The following is a 23,475-nucleotide window of genomic DNA, read 5'->3' as shown; positions in this document are numbered from 1 at the left end:
GCCCCGTTGCGTAACTACTCCACCGCGATCGGTTACTTCATATTTGGTTCCACCCAGCCGGTCTCCACCAGATAGGCAAGCACCACGTCGATGGCCTCCGGCACCGTCATGTCGGTCGTGTCCAGCGTCAGCTCGGCGTCGGCCGGCTCCTCGTACGGGTCGTCGACGCCCGTCATGCCGCGTAGCTGGCCGGCGCGGGCGCGGGCGTACAGGCCCTTGCGGTCGCGGCGCTCGCAGACCTCGAGCGGGGTCGCCACGTGCACCAGCACGAAGCCGGCGCCCGCCTCGGTGGCCATCCGGCGCACGGCGGCCCGCGCGTCCTCGTACGGGGCGATGGGGCAGGCGATGGACATGCCGCGGTGCCGGGCGACCTCCGCGGCCACCCAGCCGATCCGCCGCACGTTGCGGTCCCGGTCGGCGCGGCTGAAGCCGAGCCCGGCCGACAGCTCCCGGCGCACGACGTCACCGTCGAGGAACGTGACGGTCCGCTCGCCGTCCTCCCGCAGCGAGTCGGCGAGGCCGCGGGCGATCGTCGACTTGCCGGAGCCGGAGAAGCCGGTGAAGAAGACGACCAGGCCGCGGTGCCGCCGCGGCGGGCGCATCCGGGTCAGCTCCTTGGCGACGGCCGGCGGTGTGTGCCACTCGGGCAGCGGGAAACCGCGGTCGAGCAGGTCCTCGATCTCGGCGGTGCTCATCGCCAGCCGCCGGTTGCGCGGCGGGATGTCGTCGCGCCAGCGCCACTGGCCGTCGCGGTTGTCGTAGGCCAGCTCGCGGGGTACCAGCACGCGCAGGCCGGCGCCGGAGAGCATGTCCCCGGTGGAGAGCACGTGGGTGACGCCGTATGCCGTGGCGACCCGGGCGCGCAGCAGCGCGTCGCGCATCTCGTCGTTGCGGGGCATCAGCGGCACGGCGACGATCGTGGCCGGTGGCATCCGGTCGCGGGCCGCGAAGATGGCGCGGACCAGCGCCTCCGGCGGCAGGCCGTCGGGGCCCGGGCCGGTCACCGGGATGATGATGAGCAGGTGCGCGGCGAGGGTGCGCGCGGCGTGCGCGATCTGCGCGAGCTGCGGGCGGTGCAGCGGCCGGTCGGCGATGACGCCGAGGACCCGGCCGGGCGGGAGCAGCGCGTGCACCTCCTCCGGGGTACGCCGCAGGCGCTGGAACGGGCCGTGCCCGCCGTCGCCCATCCGGCGTACCGCCCCGCCGATCGCGTACATGCCGGCGGTGGTCGGCCAGGCGTCGGTCACCTCGATCGCGGCGACCGGCGCGCCCTCGGGGTCGGTGAGCACCACCGTGCGGCGCAGCGGATCGTCGAGGTCGAGGCCGGTGGCGAGCTCGGCCGGTATCTCGCAGGTGACGCCGACCGGCCACGGTGTCCCGTCGGCGAGCCGGCCCCGGCGGCGCAGTGCCGTCAGGTCGGCGCGGCCGAGGAATCCGGTCAGCGGCGCATATGCGCCGGAGAGAAGTAATTCGAGGTCGGCGAGTTCGTGCCCGCGCGGCGTGTACGTCGGCGCGTCACGCAGCACGTCCTCTGGCAGCACAGAACCGTCGTTCACCTAAGACTCCCCCTGCAGCGACTTGAGGGACAGTTTCGCAGCAGGACTCCCCGCGGTCGAGCGGGGCTCGGCAGTCTGTCCGTTCCGGACCCTCGCCACGCGGGCAACCGGCCCAGGTAGTCGACAAAACGGACATTTGATCCAATACTGGGCGACCGTGAGACGTCGACCGCTCCGGACCAGGCCCTTGCACATCATCGCCATGACGGTGATCTTCGCCCTCTCGCTGGTCGCCACCCTGTCATGGGCGTGGACCGGCGGCGTGGATCAACTCGGACTGCCGTTCGGCCCGGGCGACGGTCCGGCCGCGCCGGTGCCCGGCCGTCCGCTGCCGCCGCTCGGCGGTGGACGGGTGCCGGCCGCGCCGGGCGCGTCCGCGGTACCCGGCGTGCCGGGCGTGGTGCCCGGCGCCTCCGCCTCCGCCGGCGTGCCGGGCGTACCCGGTTCCGCCGCACCCGGCGCGAGTCCGTCGGGCGCCGGCCCGGCGCCGGCCGCCGGCGAGACGCGGAGCTCGGAGTCCGGTGCCCGGCGCTGCCGTACCGGCAGCAAGCTCGTGCCGACCTGCGGCGTGCTGTGGGGAGTGGCGCCCGGCGCCTTCACCGACGGCCGCGGCAAGCGGGCGCTGGCGCAGTTCGAGGAGAAGACCCAGCGCCACCAGGACGTCTTCCACGCGTACCACAAGGGCAACCGGCAGCTCTTTCCGACCGAGGCCGAGGCCTCCATCGCCCGCGAGCCGGGCCGGGAGCGCATCCTCTTCCTCAACTGGAAGCCGTCGGGCGCGTCCTGGGCCGCCATCGCCAACGGCGACCGGGACACCGACGCGTTCCTCGACCGGCTGGCCCGGCACATCAACACGACGTTCCCCGAGCGGTTCTTCTTCACGGTGCACCACGAGGCCGAGGACAACGTCCGCGAGCGGGCCGGCTCCGGCTACCGGGCCGAAGACTACGCGGCGATGTACCGCCACGTGGTGGAGCGGCTCCGCGCCCGCGGCGTGGACAACCTGGTCACGGTGCTCGTGCACATGGCATACGTGCCGCACACCAGCGAGAGCTGGTTCCAGAGCATGTACCCCGGCGACAGCGTCGTCGACTGGATCGGCTTCGACACCTACGCGTACGGCGACCCCGGCTACGGGCACGGCGACTTCGCGGAGCTGCTGAACCGGCAGAGCTCGGCCCGCCCGAACTGGCCGGGCTTCTACAACTGGGCCACGCGCCGGCACCCGTCCAAGCCGCTGATGGTCGCCGAGTGGGGCGTCTGGACCTCGAAGCGCAACCCCGGCCACAAGGCGGAGTTCTACCGCGAGGTCGGCCGGCAGATCGGCCGGTTCCCGCGCATCCGGGCGATGGTGCACTTCGACACTCCGCACAGCCAGAAGGGCCGCGACTCCCGGGTCGACGCGACACCCTCGTCGCTACAGGCGTATCGCGAGCTCGGACGGCTCCCGATCTTCCAGGTCGACGTCGTGCCATCCCTGTCCTGAGGCGTAGGCGGTCTCAGGGGTGAGTCCGGGGTTCACCTGATCCGCAACCGTGACAGCTCTTCCTAGGCTGTCGCTGTGAGCCTCATCGACACCCAAGGGTTGACCAAGACGTACGGCGGGCGGGTGACTGCCCTCCAGGACCTGACCGTCTCCGTCGAGCCCGGGATCATCGGACTGGTCGGCGCCAACGGCGCCGGCAAGTCGACCTTCATCAAGATCATGCTCGGCCTGATCGCGCCGACGTCCGGGCAGGTGCGGGTCTTCGGCATCGATCCCACCGTCGACCCCGACCGGGTGCGCGCCAAGGTCGGCTATATGCCGGAGCACGACGCGCTCCCACCCGACGTCTCCGCCGCGGAGTTCGTCACCCACCTCGGCCGGATCAGCGGCCTGCCGCGCACCGCCGCCCGCGAACGCGCCTCCGAGGCGCTGCGGCACGTCGGGCTCTACGAGGAGCGCTACCGGCAGATCGGTGGCTACTCGACCGGCATGAAGCAGCGGGTGAAGCTGGCTCAGGCGCTGGTGCACGACCCCGACCTGCTGCTGCTCGACGAGCCGACGAACGGCCTCGACCCGGCCGGGCGCGACGCCATGCTGGCGCTCGTGCACCGCATCGGCACGGAGTTCGGCATCTCCGTCGTGGTCTGCTCGCACCTGCTCGGCGAGGTCGAGCGGATCTGCGACTCGCTCGTCGCCATCGAGGGCGGCCGGCTGCTGCGCGCGGACCGCATCTCGGCGATGACCGAGGCCAGCGACGTGCTCGCGGTCGAGGTCAGCGAGGGCACCGAGGAGCTGGCCGCCGCGCTGACGGCGCTCGAGCTGCCGGTGACCCGGGACGGGCGGCTGTTGCTCGTGCCGCTCGACCGGGAGGAGACCTACGACCGCATCCTGCGGGCCGTCGCCGACCTGGACCTGCCGCTGCACCGCCTGGACCAGCGACGCCACCGGGTGGCCGAGCTCTTCGCGCCGAGGGAGACCGCCGATGTCTGAGTCCAGCGTCATCCACGACATCGGTTATCAGCGCTACACCGGGCCCCGGCTGGGCCGCAGCGCGGTGTTCGGCGCGATCTACGTGCACGGCGTGCGCGCGGCCTACGGCTTCGGCCGGTCGGCCAAATCGAAGATCTTCCCCTGGCTGGTCTTCGGCATCGTCACGCTGGTCGCGGTGATCATCGCGGCGGTACGGGCGCAGACCGGCACGGTGCCGCTCAACTACATCCAGTTCGCGGACGCGATGAGCTGGCTGATCATCTTCTTCGTCGCGATCGTCGCGCCGGAGCTGGTCTCCCGGGACCTGCGCGCCGGGGTGCTGCCGCTCTACTTCAGCCGGCCGGTGCGCGCCGCGGACTACGTCGGCGCGAAGGTCGCCGCGATGGTGACCGCGGTCTGGGTGCTGCTCGCCGGCCCGCAGCTGATCATGTTCCTCGGCGCCGCCCTCACCACCAAGAAGGGCATGTCGGGCGTCTGGGGCGAGCTCGACGACCTGCTCTGGGGCTGGTCGTACAGCCTGCTCTGGGCCCTGCTGTTCACCGGGATCGGCCTGCTGATCGCCTCGCTGACCGGCAAGCGCGCCTTCGCGGCCGGCGGCATCGTCGCCGTCTTCCTGATGACCACGCCGGTCGTCGGGGTGCTGGCGACCCTGCCGTCGCGGACCGCGCAGGAGCTGGCCTTCCTGGCGAGCCCGATGACCCTGGTCAGCGGCGTCGCGCAGTGGATGGTCCCCAACGCCAACACCGGCCTGCCCATCGGCCGCTTCGGCCCGGTCTACGCCATCGAGGCGGCCGTCCTGATCGTCACCTGCCTGCTGCTGCTACTGGCCCGCTACCGGAAGGTGGCCTCGCTGTGACCACGGTGGAACTTCAGAACGTGTCCCGCTGGTACGGCAACGTGGTGGCGGTCAACGACATCAGCATGACGCTGGAGCCGGGCGTCACCGGCCTGCTCGGCCCGAACGGCGCCGGCAAGACCACCGTGCTGCACATGATGGCCGGCTTCCTGTCGCCGTCGCGCGGCGCCGTGACCATCGACGGCGCGCCGACCTGGCGCAACCCGGAGATCTACCGCCGGCTCGGCCTGGTCGCGGAGCGCGAGGCGGTGCACGGCTTCCTCACCGCCCGCGAGTTCGTGCGGGCCAGCGCCAAGATGCAGAAGCTGCCGGACCCGGCGGCCGCGACCGAGTGGGCGTTGCAGATGGTCGAGATGACCGACGCGGCGGACCGCCGCATCGAGACGTACTCCAAGGGCATGCGGCAGCGCACCCGGGTGGCGGCGGCGCTGGTGCACAACCCGCAGGTGCTGCTGCTGGACGAGCCGTTCAACGGCATGGACCCGCGGCAGCGGATGCACATGATGGACCTGCTGCACGAGCTGGGGGAGCGGGGCCACACGATCCTGTTCAGCTCGCACATCCTCGAAGAGGTGGAGCAGGTGTCGGGCACCGTCCAGGTGATCGTCGCCGGCCGGCTGGCGGCCTCGGGCGACTACCGCAAGATCCGCCGCCTGATGACACACCGCCCGCACGTCTTCGCGTTGCAGTCCTCGGACGACCGGCGGCTGGCGGTGGCGCTGATCGGGGAGAAGTCGGTCTCCGGCGTGGAGATCGACCACGCCGGCCTGACGGTCCGCGCCGGCGACTACGGCGGCTTCACCCGCGCCCTGCCGCGCATCGCCCTTGAGGAGGGCATCCGGCTGCGCAAGCTGTTGCCGTCCGACGAGTCCCTGGAGAGTGTCTTCTCCTACCTGCTGGAGGCCTGACGTGTCGACCGTTGCGTGGATCACCGCCCGCGGATTGTTCGGCCGGCGCCGGGTGCTCCTGCTGCTGCCCCTTCCGGCGCTGCTGATCGGCCTCGCCCTGCTCTGCGAGGCCTACGACGTCAACCCGGCGGACTGGGGCGAGCCGGTGCTGGTCGGCCTCGGCCTGGCCGTGGTGCTGCCGGTGGTGTCCCTGATCGTCGGCACCGGGGTGCTCGGCTCCGAGGTGGACGACGGCACCATCGTGCACATCCTGACCAAGCCGCTGCCCCGCCGCGACATCATCCTGGCGAAGCTGGGCGTGGCGATCGTGGTGAGCGCCGTGACCGCGGCGGTTCCGCTCTTCGTGGCGGGCACCCTGGCCGACTCGGCGCGCCTCGGCGCGGCCCTCGCGATCGCCGCCGCGATCGGCGCCTGCGCCTACTCGGCGTTCTTCCTGATGCTCAGCCTGCTGACCCGCCGGCCGGTGCTGCTCGGCCTGGTCTACATCCTGATCTGGGAGGGGCTGCTGAGCAGGTTCATCAGCGGCACCCGGGTGCTGTCCATCCAGCAGTACGTGATCACGATCGCGGACAAGATCACGCCGACCGCGCTGTACGAGGACGAGGTGTCTCTGACGGTCGCGGTCGTCATGTCCGTGATCTTCGTCCTGGGCTGCACCCTGGCCGCGGTCGACCGCCTCCGCAGCTTCAGCATGGCGGGCGAGACCAGCTGACCTGACGTCGACGGCCGGGCACCCTGAGAACAGGGGCCCGGCCGTCGCCGTTCAGGCCGGATCAGCCGGTGTTGCGCATGCCGGCGGCGATGCCGTTCACCGTGGTCAGCAGGGCGCGTTCCAGGGCCGTCGAGTCCGACGGAGACCGGCGGGCGCCCGGCGCCGCCGGCGGGCCGTCGTTCAGCTCGCGGTACTGCCGCAGCAGCGCCACCTGTAGGTGGTGCAGCGGCTCCAGGTAGGTGTCGCGGACGCCCAGCGTGCGCGACAGCTCCGGCTGGCTGGAGAGCAGCTCGTCGTGGCCGGTGATGGCCAGGATCTGCTCGACCGTCTTGGCGTACTCCCGCTCGATGGTGGTGAAGATGCCCTTGAGCTCGGCCGGCACCAGGGTCTCCACGTAGCGCCGGGCGATGTTCAGGTCGGTCTTGGCCAGCATCATCTCGACGTTGGAGATGAAGGTGCGGAAGAACTGCCAGTTCGCGAACATCTCGTGCAGGACCTCCGCCTGGCCGGCCTCGCGGACCGCGGCCAGGCCGGTGCCGACGCCGAACCAGCCCGGCACGATCTGCCGGGTCTGCGTCCAGCCGAAGACCCACGGGATCGCCCGCAGGCCGCCGAGGCCCGCGTCCGCGTTCGGGCGCTTCGCCGGGCGGGAGCCGATGTTCAGCGCGCCGAGCAGCTCGGTCGGGGTCGCCGCCCAGAAGTACGCCGGCAGGTCCGGGTTCTCGACGAGCGCCCGGTACGCGCCGAAGGCGGCGCCCGACGCCGTGTCCATCGCCGCGTCCCAGCGGGCCAGCGAGGAGAGGTCGACCGACGGCGTGGTGTGCAGCAGCGTCGCCTGGAGCACGGCCGCGACGGTCAGCTCGAGGTTCTCCCGCGCCAGGGTCGGCAGCGTGTACTTGTCGGAGATGACCTCGCCCTGCTCGGTCACCTTGATCGCGCCGTCGAGCGTGCCGTACGGCTGCGCCAGGATCGCCTCGTGCGTCGGGCCGCCGCCGCGGCCGACGGTGCCGCCGCGGCCGTGGAACAGCCGGAGCCGGACACCGTGCCGGGCCGCCACGTCGCGCAGCGCGCGCTGCGCCTTGTGGATCGACCACTGGCTGGTGGTGATCCCGGCCTCCTTGTTGCTGTCGGAGTAGCCGAGCATCACCTCCTGGAGGTCTCCCCGGGCCTTGACGATCTCCCGGTAGGCCGGCAGGGAGAGCATCTCGTCCAGCAGGTCGCCGCCGGCGTCCAGCTCCGCCGGGGTCTCCAGCAGCGGCACGATGCCGATCCGGGCGCGGCCGTTGTGAATGTCGATCAGGCCGGACTCGCGGGCGAGCACCGCGGCGGCGAGCACGTCGTCGACGCCGAGCGTCATCGAGATGATGTACGACTCGATGACGTCCGCGCCGAACCGGTCCTGCGAGTCGCGGATCGTGTTGAACACGTCGAACGTCTTGCGCGCCGAGTCGGTGAGCGGGGTGTCGGCGCTGGCCAGCGGCCGGCGCCCGGTCAGCTCGGTGGCGAGCAGCTTGGTGCGCTCGGTGCGGTCCAGCGACAGGTAGTCGTCCACCTCGCCGACCCGCGCGTACATCTGCGCCAGCACCTCGTGGTGCTTCTCCGCGTGCTCGCGCACGTCGAGCGTCGCGAGCTGGAGGCCGAAGCCGGAGACCGCCCGGATCGCCGACGCGACCGTACCGACCGCGGTGAGCTGACCGGAGTTGCGGGCCAGCGAGGCGCGGATCAGCTCGAGGTCGGCGATCAGCTCCTCGTTGCCGAGGTAGTCGCGCCCCGGCACGTGCGCGGTGCCGCGGTGCAGGCGTTCGCGGGTGTTGGCGAGCTTGGCCTTGATGCAGCGCACCTTGAGCCGGTACGGCTCCTCGGCGTTGGTGCGGCGGAAGCGGGGCGCGACCTCCCGCAGCGCGTCGAGGTCGTTGGCGAGGCTGGCGGACAGGTCGAGCGAGACCCCGCGCAGCCGGCGGGACACCGACAGCTCGTCGATGAGCGCGTCCATGGCCGCCTCGGTGGCCTGGATGCCGTGCTCGTGCTGGATCATCAGCACGTCGCGGGTGACGGCCGGGGTGACGAACGGGTTGCCGTCGCGGTCGCCGCCGATCCAGGTGCCGAAGGTCAGCGGGCGCGACGTCGGCGAGGTCTCCACGCCGAGCCGGCGCAGCGTCTCGGCGAGGTCGTCGAGCACCTGCGGCGCGGCGTCCGCGTACAGGTCCTTGAGGTAGTAGACCGCGTTGCGGGCCTCGTCCGTCGGGTCCGGCCGGTCCAGCCGCAGCTCGTCGGTCTGCCAGAGCAGGTCGATCAGCTCGGCGAAGCGCCGCGTCGAGGCGGTGGTGTCCGAGGCGCCGTACAGGATCGCGGCGCTCGCCTCGGCGTCCAGCGAGTCGGCGAGCTGGCGCAGCTTGGACAGGATCGAGCGCCGGGCGGCCTCGGTCGGGTGCGCGGTGAAGACCGGGCGGACGGCCAGCCGGCGCGCGGCGGCGGCGATCTCGTCGGCCGGCACGCCCTGCTCGGCGATCCGCTTGGCGGCCTGGTCCAGCCAGCCGCCGTCGCGGGCGCGGCGCCGCTGGAGGTCGCGGGCGCGGTGCACCTGCTCGGTGATGTTCGCGAGGTGGAAATAGGTCGAGAACGCCCGGGCCAGCTTGGTGCCGGTCGTGACGTCCAGGGCGGCCAGGCGCTCGGCGGCGGCCGGGGCGTCGGCCCGGACCAGCGCACGCACCTCCTCGACCAGGTCGAGCAGCGGCTTGCCCTCCTGCCGGGCGAGGGTCTGGCCGAGCAGGGTGCCGATGCGCCGAATGTCGGCGCGCAGGGCGGCGTCGGGGCCGTCGGGGTCGAGCTGGCCGTGCTGGTCCGTCACCGGAGCGCTCCTTTTGCATCGCGTGCGGAAGGACGGCGCTGTCCCGACTCTGCCGATCGTATCGGTGGGCCGCCCAGCCTGCGTGATTTGAGGTAAGTCTCATACGTCCTTACGTCCGCTTCACGCCTTTCGGGATTACCTGTGCGACACAAAGGTTTCGGGGAGGAAAAGCATGACAAGTAGGACCCGAGTTCTGGTGGCCGGAGCGGTGGTCACCGCCGTCGGCCTGACCGCCGCCGGCATGGGGGTCGCGAACGCGGCCACCGATCCGCCGCCGCTGTCCTTCACCCGCGCCGCCGCCAGCGTGGTGGCCGAGCGCTACGTGTGGGGAGACGAGAGCTACCTCAACTTCGATCTGGGCGTGCACGTGATCGCGGGTAAGGACCCGTTCGAGATCCGTGCGGCCCGCAAGTCCTACGCCGATCCGATCGTCGCCGAGCAGGTCGTCGTGAAGAACGGCAAGAAGAAGAACGTGGCGCTGCCCGCCGGGATGGTCACCGGCTGGGGCGGCCTGAAGGACTTCACCGCGGTCACCATCAAGAACGCGGCCGGCGCCGAGGTCGCGAGCTACACGACCGACTTCTGCCCGAACTCGTACGAGTCGGCGCGGACCCGGCGGGACGCGCCCGCCGAGACGCCGTACCCGCAGGGCTGCTCCGGGGACAACCCGTTCACGCTCGGCTCGGTCTGGGGCATCCAGGCCGGCTGGAACGCGCCGACCTCCAGCCTGCCCCGCACCGGCGACGTGCAGATGCCGGACGGCGACTACACGGCGACGGTCACGCTCGGCAAGGCGTACCGGGACTACTTCAAGATCGCCGCGGACTCCGCGACGCAGACCGTCAACGTCAAGGTCGAGACGATCGACGAGGGCCAGGGCGCGCGGTCGGCCAAGGCACCCGAGTCGTTCAAGGCGAAGGCCAAGGCCGCGCGGGCGGGCGACGACCCGAACCAGGCGGCCGCCGTCGCCGAGCACAGCGAGCACGCCGGCCAGGGCGACGAGTCCCGGCAGATCTCCGCGTACAAGCCGGAGTTCCGGCCGCCGGCGAAGAAGCCGAAGGCCGTCAAGGCCGCCAGCATCCCCAAGGGCCCGCGGCCCGACCTGCGCTCGCTGCCCGCCTGGGGCATCTCGCTGTCGCAGGAGGAGGACGGTAAGTCGTACGTCAACTTCGGCGCGACGGTCTGGAACGGTGGCACGTCGCCGCTGCTTGTCGACGGCTTCCGGCAGACCGGCACCGAGCTGATGGACGCGTACCAGTACTTCTTCGACGCCAAGGGCAAGGAGGTCGGCTCGGTCGCCGCCGGCACCATGGAGTGGGACGCCCGCGAGGGGCACCGGCACTGGCACTTCACCGACTTCGCCCAGTACAACCTGCTCTCCAGCGACAAGAAGCAGGCGGTGCGCAGCGGCAAGGAGGCGTTCTGCCTGGTGAACACCGACGCGGTCGACTACACGGTCCCGAACGCCAAGTGGCGCCCGGAGAACACCGACCTCTCCAGCTCGTGCGGCCAGAACACGGCCGTCGCGGTGCGCGAGGTGCTCGACATCGGTAACGGCGACACCTACTCGCAGCAGCGACCTGGCCAGTCCTTCGAGATCACGGACCTGCCGAACGGCACCTACTACATCGAGGTCAAGGCCAACCCGGTCAACCGCCTCAGCGAGGTGAGCACGACGAACAACACGTCGCTCCGGAAGATCGTCCTGGGCGGCACGCCGACCGAGCGCACCCTCGAGGTGCCCCCGGTCAACGGCATCGAGGGCTGACGCGGCACCGGCCGGTCGCGGCGCGAGCCGCGACCGGCCCGGTCAGGACCGGGGACGGGCCAGATCGAGGGCGTACCGGGACCACCACTGCCCGGCCGGCGGCGCGCCGCTGCCGCAGGCGCCGTCGGACTCGCCCGGCCGCTTGACCCACAGGAACGCGTCGGCGAGCGGCACCCCGGTCCGGGTCGTAGGCTCCTCGCCGAGTGCCCGCCCCGGCGGGTTGCACCAGTGCCGGTCGCCCGCGCCCTTCTGCGCGGGCCCGTTGCCGTTGCGGCTGGTGTCGACCACGAAGTGCGCGCCGCGGAGCAATGTGGACAGCCGGCTGCCGTACGTGATGTTGTCCGCGGTCGTCTCGAAGTTGGCCACGTTCAGCGAGAACCCGTACGCCCGGTCGAGGCCGGACTTGCGCAGGGCGGCGACCAGCCGGGCCGGCTGGGTGATCCAGGTCGGGTTGCCCGCGTCGAGGTAGACCAGCACGCCCGGCGCCGCCCGCAGCGCCTCGACAGCCTCGGCCAGCAGCGCGTAGCGCTGTTCGGCGTCGTCCTCGCTCAGGCAGCCCTGCACCGCCTGCGGGATCGCGTCGGGCTCCAGCACGATCAGCGCCGGGTGCCCGCTCAGGGAGCCCGCCAGCGTCCGTACCCAGGTCCGGTAGTCCGCGGCGTCGGCCGCGCCGCCCGCCGAGTGGCCGGCGCAGTCGCGGCCGGGGATGTTGTAAAGGGTGAGCACCGGCAGTTGGCCCGCCGCGGCCGCGGCCGTGACCAGGCTCTGTGCCCGCTGTGAGTAGCCGGGTGCTGCGTCGGCGAACCACGTCGCGGTCGGCCGGTCGGCGATGCGCCGGATGATCCGGGCCTCGGCGGTACGCCCGGCGCTTTCCCACTCCACCGCCTGTCGCGCGGCCGAACCGTTCGGATCGACGTAGAGCCGGCGGTCCGAGAGCCGCCCGCCGCCCGACGCTTCCGGGGTGACGGGCTCCCGCCGCTCGGTGGACGCCGAGGGACCGGCCACCACCGGCGAGTCCGCGCCGCGCGTCGAGAGGGTCACGATGGCGGCGAGGACGAGCGCCAGGGACAGCCCGGCGGCCAGTATCGGCCAGTGCGGGCGCATCGAGCGGAGGTTCGCCATCAACGCACCCGCACCCAGCGCCCGGTCGACGGCACGCCCTTGTCGTCGATCAGGAAGAGCATGTACCAGCCCGCGGGGACGAGGCCCTTGTCCTGCGGGACGGTCACGGTGACCCCGTCGGCGGTGCGCGCCAGGTCGAGGGCGACCGAGCGCTGGTCGACGTCGGTGACGTGGGTGACCGCGCCGGGCCGCAGCAGCCGGGCGGCGCGGATGCGCCCGGCGTCGGCGGTGGCGAAGCCGGCCTTCGCGCCGCGCTCCAGGGTGTCCGGCCCGGCGCCGACGCCCGGCCGTGGGCCCTTGAACAGGTACGGCGGCGAGTAGACCTCGATGCGCTGCTCGAACGTGCCGGGGTCCTTGCCGGCCCGGTCGTAGAGCGGGTCGCTGCCCAGCGTGATGACCCGGCCGTCGGGCAGCAGCAGCGCCTCGGAGTGGTAGTTGCGCCCGACGGTCGACTCGGCGGCCGTCTCGAACCGGTCCCGGTCGGGCCGGTAGATCTGCGCGTTGTACAGGTCGCTGCGGGTCTGGCCGCGGTATTCGCCGCCGCGGTAGCCGGAGGAGCCGCCGGTGGTCAGCACGGTGTCGTCGGGCAGCAGCACGGTGCTCAGGTAGCGGGCGGGCTGCGGCAGGTCGGGGCCGGGCCGGTAGGCCGGCTTCGGTTCGTCCAGGTCGGCGATCGCGGTGCGCCGGGTGGAGACCGGTGATTCGCCGACCTCGCCGCCGCCGAAGATCATCACCTTCTGGTCCTGCGCGGGCGGCAGCAGTACCGAGGAGCTGGTCTCGGTCATCCGTGGGTCGGGCAGGCCGGGTACGACCTGGAACTTATTGTTCGTCAGGTCCCACAGCCCGGGGGTGCGGCCCTCGGTGTCCGAGCCGTAGCCGGAGTTCGAGCCGGAGAAGAAGAGCCGGCCGTCCTGCATCAGGTGCAGGCCGGGGTAGGTGGGGAAGACGCGCTTGAGCTTCGGCGCGGCCACCCAGCGCTTCTGCGCCCGTACGTAGCTCTCGTTGTCGCCCGGCAGGATCCGGCCGAACTCGTCCAGCCCGGACACGGCCAGCACGTCGCCGTTCGGCATCTCGGCAAGCGTCGGGTACCAGCGGCTGCGGACCATGTCGCCGGTGCGCACGTAGCGCTCGGTCTGCGGGTCGAACTCGTACGACGTCCGGTCGCCGCCGTACTCCTGCTTCTCCCGGGTGATCTTGTCGGAGAGGCCGTAGATGTTGCGCTGGTCCAGGCCGGTCAAGCCCGCGAGCGTGTACTGCGCCGGGTGGTCGACGATCGAGGCGTCGCCCGCGGCCTCGGCGTCGACCCAGACCTCGGCCGCGCCGGCGTGCGTCATCACCTGGTCGCCGTGCTTCATCGCGATCGCCGCCGGCACGGTGACGTCGTCGCGGGTGAGGTAGGCCCGGCCGTCCTTGGCGGTCAGCCGGGTGCCCTTCGGGAAGACCCGCGGGCCGCCCGCCGGCGACTCATTCTTGATCTTCATGACCCCGGCGGCGTGCGTGATGTCCTTCTCCAGGACCTCGTACGACTTCGTCCCGCCCGCGATCAGCAGCCTGCCGTCGGGCAGGAACGTGTGCCCGGCGCAGAACACGTCGGTCGGCGTCGGCACCTCGGCGAACGAGTTCCGGGCGGGGTCGTACAGGATCGACCGGAACGTGCCGGCCTCGAAGTTCTCGCGGTTGTTCCCGCTGCCGGCGATGATCAGCACCTTGCCGGTGTGCAGCAGCGCCGCGTGGATCGCGTTGACCCGGAAGGTGTGCGGCACCGGCAGCCGGGCCCAGTGCCCGTACTGCTGCTTGTAGGCCAGCCGGTTGATGTTGAAGTCGTGCAGGGCGTCCGAGCCGAACGCCACCATCGGCTGGTTGACGAAGACGAGCAGGCCCAGGACGACGAGGCCGATCGCTCCGCTCAGCAGGCGGCGGGCCGTCGACGGGCGGGGGCGGGGCTTCATGCGTACGACTCCACGGGTTCCTCGGCGGGCTTCTCGGGCGGTGCGCTCTCGGGCGGTGTGACGGCCCGGCGGCGCTGGTGTTCCTGGCCGACCCAGATCGCGGGCGGCATCAGGCAGATCACGAGGTTGATGGCCGGCCAGGCCCACATCGCGCCGTGCACGTGCGCGCCGATCGGCGCCGAGATCAGCAGCACGACGTAGAACGCGGCCCAGCGCAGCCCCGGCGCGAACGTCAGCAGCCGGTCCGGGCTGGCCGAGTCGCCCTTGGGCGTCACCACGAAGCCGGCGTTGCGGCGCAGCAGCGCGCCGAGGAACGACGACACGTATACCGGCGTGGACAGCGTTGACATGAGCATGCCGGCGAGCCCGGACGAGCCGGCGTCCTCGTGCGGGCTGGTGTTGTGGCGGCGGTTCCAGACGTAGAGGCCGACCTGGAACAGCGCGGCGTCCACATAGAGCATCAGCCAGACGTGCATCGGCACCTGAACGCCCTTGGCGCCCAGCACCAGATAGCAGACGGCGTTGGCGGCGCCGAGCAGCCAGGCCAGCGCGGTCAGCGGGTAGTACGACGTCAGCAGCGCGTAGTGCAGCCCGCGCCGGAAGCCGAGCCGCCACATGAACTTCACGAACCCCGTGACGATGACCTCGTCGGTGCCGCGCGACCAGCGGTGCTGCTGGGTGAAGTAGTCGGTCCACGACGACGGTCCCTCGCCGACGGCGAGCACGTCCGGGGTGTACACCGAGCGCCAGCGCGCGCCGGTGTCCGGATTGCGTCCACTGTGCACGACCAGGCTGGTGGCCATGTCCTCGGTGATGGAGTCCTGTAGGCCGCCGATGCCGCGCAGTGCGGAGATGCGTACGGCGTTGTTGGTGCCGACCAGCATGGAGACGCCGAGGCGGTTGCCGGCGCGCTGGAGCAGGGAGTGGAAGAGGTATTGCTGTGATTCGGCCCAGCGGGTCACGACGTTGTCGTAGTTGCCGTAGATCTGTGGGCCGACGACGAAGGCGACGTCGGGGTCGCGGAAGTAGCCGAGGAGTCGTTCGCAGAAGTTGGGTAGTGGTACGTGGTCGGGGTCGACGGAGACGAAGACGTCGTACTGGTCGCCGTTGGCGTCGACCCAGGAGTTGTAGTTGCCGTGTTTGGTCTTGGCTTTGAAGGCGCCGGTGGGGGTGTTGTACTCGGGCCGGCCCTTGCGGCTGAAGTGCTGGACGCCGATGTTTCGGCACATCTGGCGTACCTGGTCGTCGTCGCCTTCGTCGAGCAGCCAGACGTCGTAGCGGCCGGCGTGGCGGATGGCCCGGGCGGCGCGCAGGGTGCGTTCGACCATGTCGACGGGTTCCTTGCCGGGCACGATCGTGGTCAGGAACGCCACCCGCAGGGCACGGTCCGGGACCATCGGCACGGGGTCGCGGGCCCAGAGCGTGGCCAGGCACAGCGTCACCACGTTGACCAGCCGGAACAGCTCGATCAGCGCGGTCGCCACGATCATGACGACGGTGGCGGCGTACAGCCAGGTGTGCAGCCGCGGGTCCGGCACCTCGATCGAGGAGAGCAGCCAGGCGAAGAACGTGCTCTCGAACGCGAACGCGAAGAGCGTGATCAGCACGGTCGCGATCGGCCGCCGCCGGGCCAGCGGCCGCATCCTGACCCGCTGCGGTCCGTCGCCGGGAACCTCGGCCGGCCCGGCCAGGACGCTGTAGCTGCTGTACTGGTACCGGCCGGGCAGCAGCACGGTCGGTGTGTTCAGGGCGCGCGCGAGCGCGGGGTCGACCGCAGCTCTGGCCGCGGCCATTCCTTCGCCGCTCATCGGCGTCCTCTCACCTCGGACCCGGGCATGGTGTATTCGGCGAGTGCCCGCGGGCGCCCGCCGTGCTCTGGTGTGCTCAGGCCGACATCGGCACGGCCGAGCGCACGTGCACCTCGGCCTCGACCGCCGGGGCGGCGATGGGGCGGCTCAACTGACGCGGGCGCGCGGCGTAGTGCTCCGCGTGCTGGGTCAGGAGCAGGCGGGCGGGGGTGTCCGCCGGCCGGACCTTGCCGACGAACGCCCGCCGGGCGGCGGTGAAACCGGACCGGTCGCCGAACATGTCGCTGCTCATCTCCGCGAGTTCGCGGGCCTCGTACACGTCGAGGGGCACGCGTTCGCCCGCGAGCCGCTTCGCCTTGGCCGCCTGGCGCCGCCGCGCGTCCCGGGCGTCGGCCTGGCGCACGGCGAGCGCGGTCAGCCACTCGCCGTACGCCTCGGGGTGCCGGGGTCCGACCTCGTCGACAAGCCCGAGCGCACCGGCCCGCTCGGCGCTGATCGGAAGCTTCGCGTCGATGAGCGCCTGCGCGGTGTCCGGCCCGACCCGCCGGGGCAGCGTGAAGGTGTGCAGCTCGGAGCCGTACAGGCCCATGTCGTAGTACGGGTTCAGGATCACGCCCTGCCGCGCCGCGACGATGTCGGCGCCCAGGCCGAGCATCACGCCGCCGGCGCCGGCGCTGCCCGCGTACGCGGCGATGACGACCTGCCGGGTGCAGGTGATGATCTCCCGGCACACCTCGTTCATCGCTTTTATGTTCGCCCAGGCGGCCGCCGCGGGATCACCGGCGGCGTCGATGACGTTGAGGTGTATCCCGTTGCTGAACGTGTCGGTGCCACCGCGCAGCACCAGCACCCGGGTGTCCTGCGCCGCGGCGTGCCGGAGCGCGGCAAGCAGCCGGCGGCAGTGCCCGGTGGACATCGCGCCGTTGTAGAAGTCGAACGCCAGCCAGCCGACCGGCCCCGACCGCCGGTACCGCACCTGCCGGTACGACGGCCCCTCGGGTTCCGTGCCCGGCGGCAGCGGCGAGTCGGCCACGCCGCGCAGCCGCTTGCCGAGCAGCGTGGTCGCGGGCAGCTTGATCTTCCGGGACTGCGCGGCGTCGTGCAGGTGGCCGAGCCAGACGCTGCCGTCGCCGGTGCCGACCAGCACGGCGCCCTGCCGCCGGCCGAGCAGCGCACCCGGGCGGGCGCCCCGGGCCAGCCCCGGGTGCGCGTCGTAGGCGAAGACCTCGAGCCCGGCGAGCGTCGTGCGTACGCCGGGTGCGCCGTCGGCGGCGCGGATCCGCCGGATGATGTGCTCGGTGGGCTGCGTCCAGTCGAAGGCGCGGTCGGCCTGCTGCATCGCGGGGCGGCTCCGGGCGCCCTGCACCTCGACGGTCAGCTCGGCCGCGGGCGTCGGCCGGAACGCCGGATCGGCGGCCTTGGCGATCACCTCGAGGACGCACTCGACGGCCGCGTCGGCGACCGGTCCGTTGTAGAGGGACGACTTGCGCGGCGCCGCGAGCGGCATCGGGAACGTGCGGGAGGCCCAGACCGGTCCGGCGTCCATCTCCTCGACCGCCTGCAGGGCGGTGACGCCCCAGGCGGGTGCGCCGTCGGCGATGGCCCAGTCCAGCGACGACGGTCCGCGGTCGCCGACCGGACCGGGGTGGATGATCACCGTGCGATGGTGCTGCCAGACGGCGGTGGGCACCCGGTCACGCAGGTACGGGCAGATGATCAGTTCGGGCTGCGCGGCCTGTACGCCGTCGACGATGTCCTGCGGTCCCGTGGCGAACAGGACCCCGACGTCGTGGCCCGCCTCCCGCAGCGCGCACCAGACCCGCTGACTCAGACCGTTGAACGCCGAAACGAGCAACAGAACCCGCACATTGCCTCCCCAGACAATTCCCCCCATGGCGAACGGCAGCTTCCGCTACCTGTGCGATGCCATGTCGGACATGCGGTCCGATAACGGTCCGTCGTGCCGATGTTCCCGGCAGGCGGACTAAGCTTGGGGGCATACCCCCCGTCCAACTGGCGCCGGGGGTTTTCGATGTGCCTTCCCGGGGGTCTTTTTCCATGCAACTCAGTGGCCTGATCCCGGCCGCCCTGCGTGACCGCGGGCTGGCCCGGGCCCGCGACCTCGCCCACAAGGGCGGCGCCGACTCCGACGCGCTCGACCTCACCGCCCCCGCCTCGCTGCGCCCGTTCGTCGTGGCCGCCGTCGCCGGACCGGCAGAGACGGGCGGCGCCGGCCGCCCCGTGCTCGCCGTGACCGCGACCAGCCGCGAGGCCGACGACCTCGCCGAGGCGCTCGGCGCCCTGATCCCGCCCGGCCAGGTCGCCGTCTTCCCGTCCTGGGAGACGCTGCCGCACGAGCGGCTCTCGCCGCGCTCCGACACCGTCGGGCGCCGGCTGGCCGTGCTGCGCCGCCTCGCACACCCCGGCGCCTCCGGCGACGAGCCGGTGCAGGTCGTCGTCGCGCCGGTCCGCAGTCTGTTGCAGCCGCAGCTCAAAGGCCTCGGCGACCTCGAGCCGGTTGAGCTGACCCCCGGCGGCGACGCCGAGCTGGAGGGCGTCGCCCGGCGCCTGACCGACATGGCGTACGCGCGGGTCGACCTGGTCACCAAGCGCGGCGAGTTCGCCGTGCGCGGCGGCATCCTCGACATCTTCCCGCCCACCGACGAGCACCCGTCCCGGGTCGAGTTCTGGGGCGACGAGGTGGAGGAGATCCGCACCTTCGCCGTCGCCGACCAGCGCACCATCGACGCGGTCGAGCGGCTCTGGGCGCCGCCGTGCCGCGAGCTGCTGCTGACACCGGCCGTCCGGGCCCGGGCCGCCGAGCTGGCCGAGCAGCACCCCGAGATCGGGGAGATCCTCGACAAGCTGGCCGAGGGCATCCCGGTCGAGGGCATGGAGTCGCTGGCGCCGGCGCTGATGCAGGGCACCGACTCCATGGAGCTGCTGATCGACTGCATGCCGCGCGGCACACACGTGCTGCTCTGCGACCCCGAGCGGATCCGCACCCGGGCGCACGACCTGACCCGTACCTCGGACGAGTTCCTTGAGGCGAGCTGGGCCGCGGCCGCCGTCGGGGGCGAGGCGCCGATCGACGTCGGCGCCGCCGCCTTCCGGACCCTCGGGGACGTGCGCGCCCACGCGGCGGTCCTGCACCAGTCATGGTGGACGGTCTCGCCGTTCGGGCTGGCCGAGGCCGAGGCCGCGGAGTCCGAGACGCCCTGGCTGGAGACGCCGGCCGTCGACGTGGCTCCCGACTCCGGCGACGCCATCGCCCTGCCCGCCCAGCCGGTGCCGCTCTACCACGGCGACACCGCGCGGCTCACCGCCGACCTGCGGCGCTGGGCCGCCGATCAGTGGGCGATCGCGCTGGTCTTCGAGGGGCACGGCACCGCGCAGCGCGCCACCGAGCTGCTGCGCGACGCCGGCCTCGGCGTCACCCCGGTCGACTCCATCACGGACCGCATCGAGCCCGGCCAGCTGCTCGTCACCTGCGGCGGGCTCAACCACGGCTTCGTCGACGAGGGCTCGCGGCTCGCCGTCATCACCGGCAACGACATCACCGGCGGGCGCGGGGCGTCCACCAAGGACATGCGCAGGATGCCGAGCCGGCGGCGCAACACGATCGACCCGCTGGAGCTGAAGCCGGGCGACTTCGTCGTGCACGAGCAGCACGGCATCGGCCGTTACGTGGAACTGGTGCAGCGCACGGTCAACGGCGCCGAGCGCGAGTACATGGTGATCGAGTACGCGGCCTCCAAGCGCGGCCAGCCCGGCGACCGGCTCTTCGTGCCGACCGACCAGCTCGACCAGCTCTCCCGCTACGTCGGCGGCGAGTCGCCGACGCTGCACAAGATGGGCGGCTCCGACTGGCAGAAGAGCAAGGCCCGGGCGCGCAAGGCCGTCCGCGAGATCGCGGCACAGCTCATCCAGCTGTACGCGGCCCGGCAGGCCTCCAAGGGCCACGCGTTCGGCCCGGACACCCCGTGGCAGCGCGAGCTGGAGGACGCGTTCCCGTACACGGAGACGCCCGACCAGATGGCCGCCATCATCGAGGTCAAGCAGGACATGGAGCTGGCCGTCCCGATGGACCGGCTGATCTGCGGCGACGTCGGCTACGGCAAGACCGAGATCGCGGTCCGGGCGGCGTTCAAGGCGGTGCAGGACGGCAAGCAGGTCGCCATCCTGGTGCCGACGACGCTGCTCGCGCAGCAGCACTTCAACACGTTCGCCGAGCGGATGAGCCAGTTCCCGGTGACGATCAAGCAGCTCTCCCGCTTCCAGACGCCCAAGGAGGCCGCGCAGACGCTCGAGGAGGCGGCCAGCGGTGCCGCCGACATCGTCATCGGCACGCACCGGCTGCTGGCCGCGGCGACCCGCTTCAAGAACCTCGGCATGGTCATCGTCGACGAGGAGCAGCGCTTCGGCGTCGAGCACAAGGAGCAGCTCAAGACCCTGCGGGCCTCCGTGGACGTGCTGACCATGTCGGCTACGCCGATCCCGCGGACGCTGGAGATGGCGATCACCGGCATCCGGGAGATGTCGACGATCGCCACACCGCCCGAGGAGCGGCACCCGGTGCTGACGTTCGTCGGCGCGTACGACGACAAGCAGGTCGCCGCGGCCATCCACCGTGAGCTGCTCCGCGACGGCCAGGTCTTCTTCCTGCACAACCGGGTCGAGTCGATCGACAAGGCGGCCCGGCGGCTGCGCGAGCTGGTGCCCGAGGCCCGGGTCGCGGTCGCGCACGGGCAGATGGGCGAGGAGGCGCTCGAGAAGGTGATGGTCGGCTTCTGGGAGAAGGAGTTCGACGTCCTGGTCTGCACGACCATCGTGGAGTCCGGCATCGACATCCCGAACGCCAACACCCTCATCGTCGAGCGCGCCGACCTGCTCGGCCTCTCCCAGCTGCACCAGATCCGCGGCCGGGTCGGCCGCGGCCGCGAGCGGGCGTACGCGTACTTCCTCTACCCGCGCGAGAAGCCGCTGACCGAGACGGCACACGAGCGGCTCGCCACCATCGCCCAGCACACCGAGCTCGGCGCGGGCATGTACGTGGCCATGAAGGACCTGGAGATCCGCGGCGCCGGCAACCTGCTCGGCGGCGAGCAGTCCGGCCACATCGAGGGCGTCGGCTTCGACCTGTACGTGCGGATGGTCGGCGAGGCGGTCAGCGCCTTCAAGGGCGACCGGCCCGAGGAGGAGCCGGAGGTCAAGGTCGACCTGCCGATCGACGCGCACCTGCCGACCGAGTACATCGCGGTGGAGCGGCTGCGCCTGGAGATGTACCGCAAGCTCGCCGAGGCCCGCGACAACGCCCGCCTCGACGAGGTGGTCGCCGAGATGACGGACCGCTACGGCGAGCCGCCGGCGCAGGTCGCCAACCTGATCGCGGTGGCGCGGTTCCGCCTGATCGCCCGCGCGTACGGCCTGACCGACGTCTCCGTGCAGGGCCGCCACCTGCGGTTCTCGCCGCTGCCGCTGCCGGACTCGAAGCAGATGCGGCTCAAGCGCTACCACCCGGACTCGGTGTACAAGCAGGCCAACGACCAGGTCAGCGTGCCGCGCCCGAGCACCCGCCGGGTGGGCGGCGAACCCCTGCGCGACCAGGCGTTGTTGCAGTGGTGTGGCCAGCTGCTCTCCGATGTGCTCGGCGAGGTCCCGGCCCCGGTGCGCGGGTGACCGGAATTTCCGGGGGCGAGCGGTACCGGGCATACGGGACGTGAGAGAGTCATGACCATGCAGCGTGCCCGCCGACTCGCATCCACCGCCGTCGCCGCAGCCCTGGTCGTGGGCGGCCTGTCCGCCTGCCAGGCCGAGCCCGACGTGGCCGCCTATGTCGGCAGCCTCGGCACGATCATGGCGGACGAGGTCGCGCGGGTGTACGACCAGGCGGAGCAGGACCTGACCGCGTCGCGCGACGAGGTGCGGCAGCAGCAGGCCGGCGCGTCCGCCGAGCCGGTGCCGCCGGTGCAGGTGCCCTTCCAGCAGCAGGACGTCCTGAGCAACATGCTCACCGTGGACATCCTCGAGCAGCTCGCCCTGGCGCACAAAGTGCAGCCCGCCGCCGAGCCGACGGTCGAGCAGGTCGCGAAGGCCACCAACTACTCGCCGACCTGGGCATACACCGAGCTCTACGCGCGCGCCTACCGGCTGCGTTCGGCGCTGCTGCCGGCGGTGGCGCCGGCCGAGCTCACCGACGCCGAGCTGCGCGCCGTCTACGACACGCTGAACGCCGCCGCGCCGGGCCAGGTGGCGCCGTTCGAGCAGTTCAAGGCCGAGCTCTCGGCCGAGAACAAGAAGGCGCTCGAGCAGAGCCTCGGCCTGCGCAACGAGGTCGAGAAGGTCGTCGCGGCCGAGGACGTGACGTCGAACCCGCGCTTCGGCACCCAGGAACTGGTCCTGCTGTCGGCGCCGACCGGCGGCGAGACCCCGGTCCCGCTGGTCACGGCGTCGCTCGACGCCGGAACCGACGCTTCCGAGGCACCGTTCGTCGCTCCCGCGTCCTGATGTCCACGGCCGGGCGCATCGTCCTGCTTGTCACCTCGCCCCGGCTGCCGGCCGGTCTGCTCACGTCGACCGCCTGGGACCTGGTCCGCGCGCATCCCGTCTTCACGGCCGCCGACGGCGACCAGGTGCGTGCGCTGCGGTCCGCGGGCGTGACCGTCGGCGTCATCGAGCCCGACCCGGAGGCGCTGATCGCGGCGCTGGCCTCGGCTCCGACGGTGATCTGGCTGGGCGGCGCGGCCGGCGACGAGGACTTCGCCCGCCGGCTCGGCCTGCGGCTCGCCCGGGAGCCGTCCCTGGCCGAGCTCGAGCTCTGCTACGGCTCGTGGGACCCGCCCGGCGCCCGGCTGCTCGACGCGGTGGCCGTGATGGACCGGCTCGCGTCGCCCGGCGGCGACCCGTGGAAGCAGCAGCAGACGCACGCGAGCCTGGCGCAGTACCTGCTGGAGGAGAGCTACGAGGCGTACGACGCGATCGTCGCCGGTGATCTCTCCGCGCTGCGCGAGGAGCTCGGCGACGTGCTCCTCCAGGTGGTGCTGCACGCCCGGCTCGCCGAGAACCTGGACCCCGACGAGCGCTGGAGCGTCGACGACGTGGCCGGCGGGCTGGTCGACAAGATGGTGCGGCGCAACCCGCACGTCTTCGCCGGCGAGAGCGTCGGCAGCGTCGAGGACATCATCGACAACTGGGAACGCATCAAGAAGGCCGAGAAGTCGCGGGACTCGGTCCTCGACGGGATCGCGCTGAGCCAGCCCGCGCTGGCGCTGGCGGCGAAGATCCTCCAGCGTGCGTCCCGGGCCGGGCTGGACGTGCCGCTGCCGGCTGGCGCCGACCTCGGCGCGACGCTGCTGCGCCTCGTCGCCGGCGCACAGGCCGACGGCCAGGACCCGGAGGCCGCGCTGCGGCAGGCGGCGCTTGAACTCGCCGAGGAGATCCGCACGGCGGAGGGTGTCGCACCCGCCGAGTAG

15 protein-coding genes are annotated in these 23,475 nt (G+C 72.1%); 9 read left to right on the top strand and 6 right to left on the bottom strand.

Annotated elements, in window-relative coordinates; genetic code table 11:
- Window positions 1-32: 32 nt before the first annotated feature.
- The gene (gene cysC, locus BJ971_RS34805; RefSeq protein WP_184997540.1) at window positions 33-1,556 is read right to left on the bottom strand and encodes an adenylyl-sulfate kinase; all 1,524 of its coding nucleotides are present in this window, start codon (window positions 1,554-1,556) and stop codon (window positions 33-35) included.
- Between the two features lie 202 nt (window positions 1,557-1,758).
- On the opposite strand from cysC, the gene BJ971_RS34800 reads away from it, so the two are divergent.
- From BJ971_RS34800 to BJ971_RS34780, 5 genes are all read left to right on the top strand, one after another.
- Entirely contained in the window at window positions 1,759-3,042 is a 1,284-nt protein-coding gene (locus BJ971_RS34800) for a glycoside hydrolase family 26 protein (protein ID WP_184997539.1), read from the top strand.
- A 75-nt stretch (window positions 3,043-3,117) separates the two neighbouring features.
- Window positions 3,118-4,032, top strand: coding sequence for an ABC transporter ATP-binding protein (locus BJ971_RS34795; protein WP_184997538.1), 915 nt, complete (start codon window positions 3,118-3,120; stop codon window positions 4,030-4,032).
- Window positions 4,025-4,888, top strand: coding sequence for an ABC transporter permease (locus BJ971_RS34790; RefSeq protein ID WP_184997537.1), 864 nt, complete (start codon window positions 4,025-4,027; stop codon window positions 4,886-4,888). The genes BJ971_RS34795 and BJ971_RS34790 overlap by 8 nt, the downstream gene beginning before the upstream one ends.
- The gene (locus BJ971_RS34785) at window positions 4,885-5,796 is read left to right on the top strand and encodes an ABC transporter ATP-binding protein (protein ID WP_184997536.1); all 912 of its coding nucleotides are present in this window, start codon (window positions 4,885-4,887) and stop codon (window positions 5,794-5,796) included. The genes BJ971_RS34790 and BJ971_RS34785 overlap by 4 nt, the downstream gene beginning before the upstream one ends.
- Before the next feature lies 1 nt (window position 5,797).
- Window positions 5,798-6,508, top strand: a complete 711-nt coding sequence (locus tag BJ971_RS34780) for an ABC transporter permease subunit (RefSeq protein WP_184997535.1) — start codon at window positions 5,798-5,800, stop codon at window positions 6,506-6,508.
- Between the two features lie 61 nt (window positions 6,509-6,569).
- Here the strand turns inward: BJ971_RS34780 and ppc are convergent, their stop codons facing one another.
- A complete protein-coding gene (ppc, locus tag BJ971_RS34775) occupies window positions 6,570-9,356 on the bottom strand; it encodes a phosphoenolpyruvate carboxylase (RefSeq protein ID WP_184997534.1) in 2,787 nt (928 codons plus the stop codon).
- 172 nt (window positions 9,357-9,528) lie between these two features.
- On the opposite strand from ppc, the gene BJ971_RS34770 reads away from it, so the two are divergent.
- Window positions 9,529-11,124: a lysyl oxidase family protein gene (locus BJ971_RS34770; protein ID WP_184997533.1), complete on the top strand. Its 1,596-nt coding sequence runs from the start codon at window positions 9,529-9,531 to the stop codon at window positions 11,122-11,124.
- 42 nt (window positions 11,125-11,166) lie between these two features.
- Here the strand turns inward: BJ971_RS34770 and BJ971_RS34765 are convergent, their stop codons facing one another.
- The 4 genes from BJ971_RS34765 to BJ971_RS34750 form a co-directional block, all read right to left on the bottom strand.
- Window positions 11,167-12,246, bottom strand: coding sequence for a glycoside hydrolase family 6 protein (locus tag BJ971_RS34765; protein WP_239087702.1), 1,080 nt, complete (start codon window positions 12,244-12,246; stop codon window positions 11,167-11,169).
- Window positions 12,246-14,195 carry a radical copper oxidase GlxA gene (glxA, locus tag BJ971_RS34760; RefSeq protein WP_184997532.1) on the bottom strand — a complete coding sequence of 650 codons (1,950 nt, stop codon included), beginning with the start codon at window positions 14,193-14,195 and terminating at the stop codon, window positions 12,246-12,248. Before glxA ends, BJ971_RS34765 begins: the two co-directional genes overlap by 1 nt.
- Entirely contained in the window at window positions 14,192-16,003 is a 1,812-nt protein-coding gene (locus BJ971_RS34755; RefSeq protein ID WP_260415193.1) for a glycosyltransferase family 2 protein, read from the bottom strand. The genes glxA and BJ971_RS34755 overlap by 4 nt, the downstream gene beginning before the upstream one ends.
- A 76-nt stretch (window positions 16,004-16,079) precedes the next feature.
- Window positions 16,080-17,870 (bottom strand): hydrogenase maturation protein, encoded by a 1,791-nt coding sequence (locus BJ971_RS34750; RefSeq protein WP_184997531.1) that lies wholly within the window; start codon window positions 17,868-17,870, stop codon window positions 16,080-16,082.
- Between the two features lie 191 nt (window positions 17,871-18,061).
- Here BJ971_RS34750 and mfd point away from each other — a divergent pair, with 191 nt between their 5' ends.
- Genes mfd through BJ971_RS34735 form a run of 3 tightly spaced genes read left to right on the top strand, consistent with a single transcriptional unit; the run spans window position 18,062 to window position 23,475 of the window.
- Window positions 18,062-21,682, top strand: a complete 3,621-nt coding sequence (mfd, locus tag BJ971_RS34745; protein ID WP_184997530.1) for a transcription-repair coupling factor — start codon at window positions 18,062-18,064, stop codon at window positions 21,680-21,682.
- Window positions 21,683-21,733: 51 nt separating this feature from the next.
- Window positions 21,734-22,510: a hypothetical protein gene (locus BJ971_RS34740; protein WP_184997529.1), complete on the top strand. Its 777-nt coding sequence runs from the start codon at window positions 21,734-21,736 to the stop codon at window positions 22,508-22,510.
- Complete coding sequence (locus BJ971_RS34735; RefSeq protein ID WP_184997528.1) at window positions 22,510-23,475, top strand: nucleoside triphosphate pyrophosphohydrolase; 966 nt, start codon at window positions 22,510-22,512, stop codon at window positions 23,473-23,475. Before BJ971_RS34740 ends, BJ971_RS34735 begins: the two co-directional genes overlap by 1 nt.

This window comes from Amorphoplanes digitatis (assembly GCF_014205335.1).
Lineage (GTDB): Bacteria > Actinomycetota > Actinomycetes > Mycobacteriales > Micromonosporaceae > Actinoplanes > Actinoplanes digitatus.
This window is presented reverse-complemented; position numbering and strand designations above follow the sequence as displayed.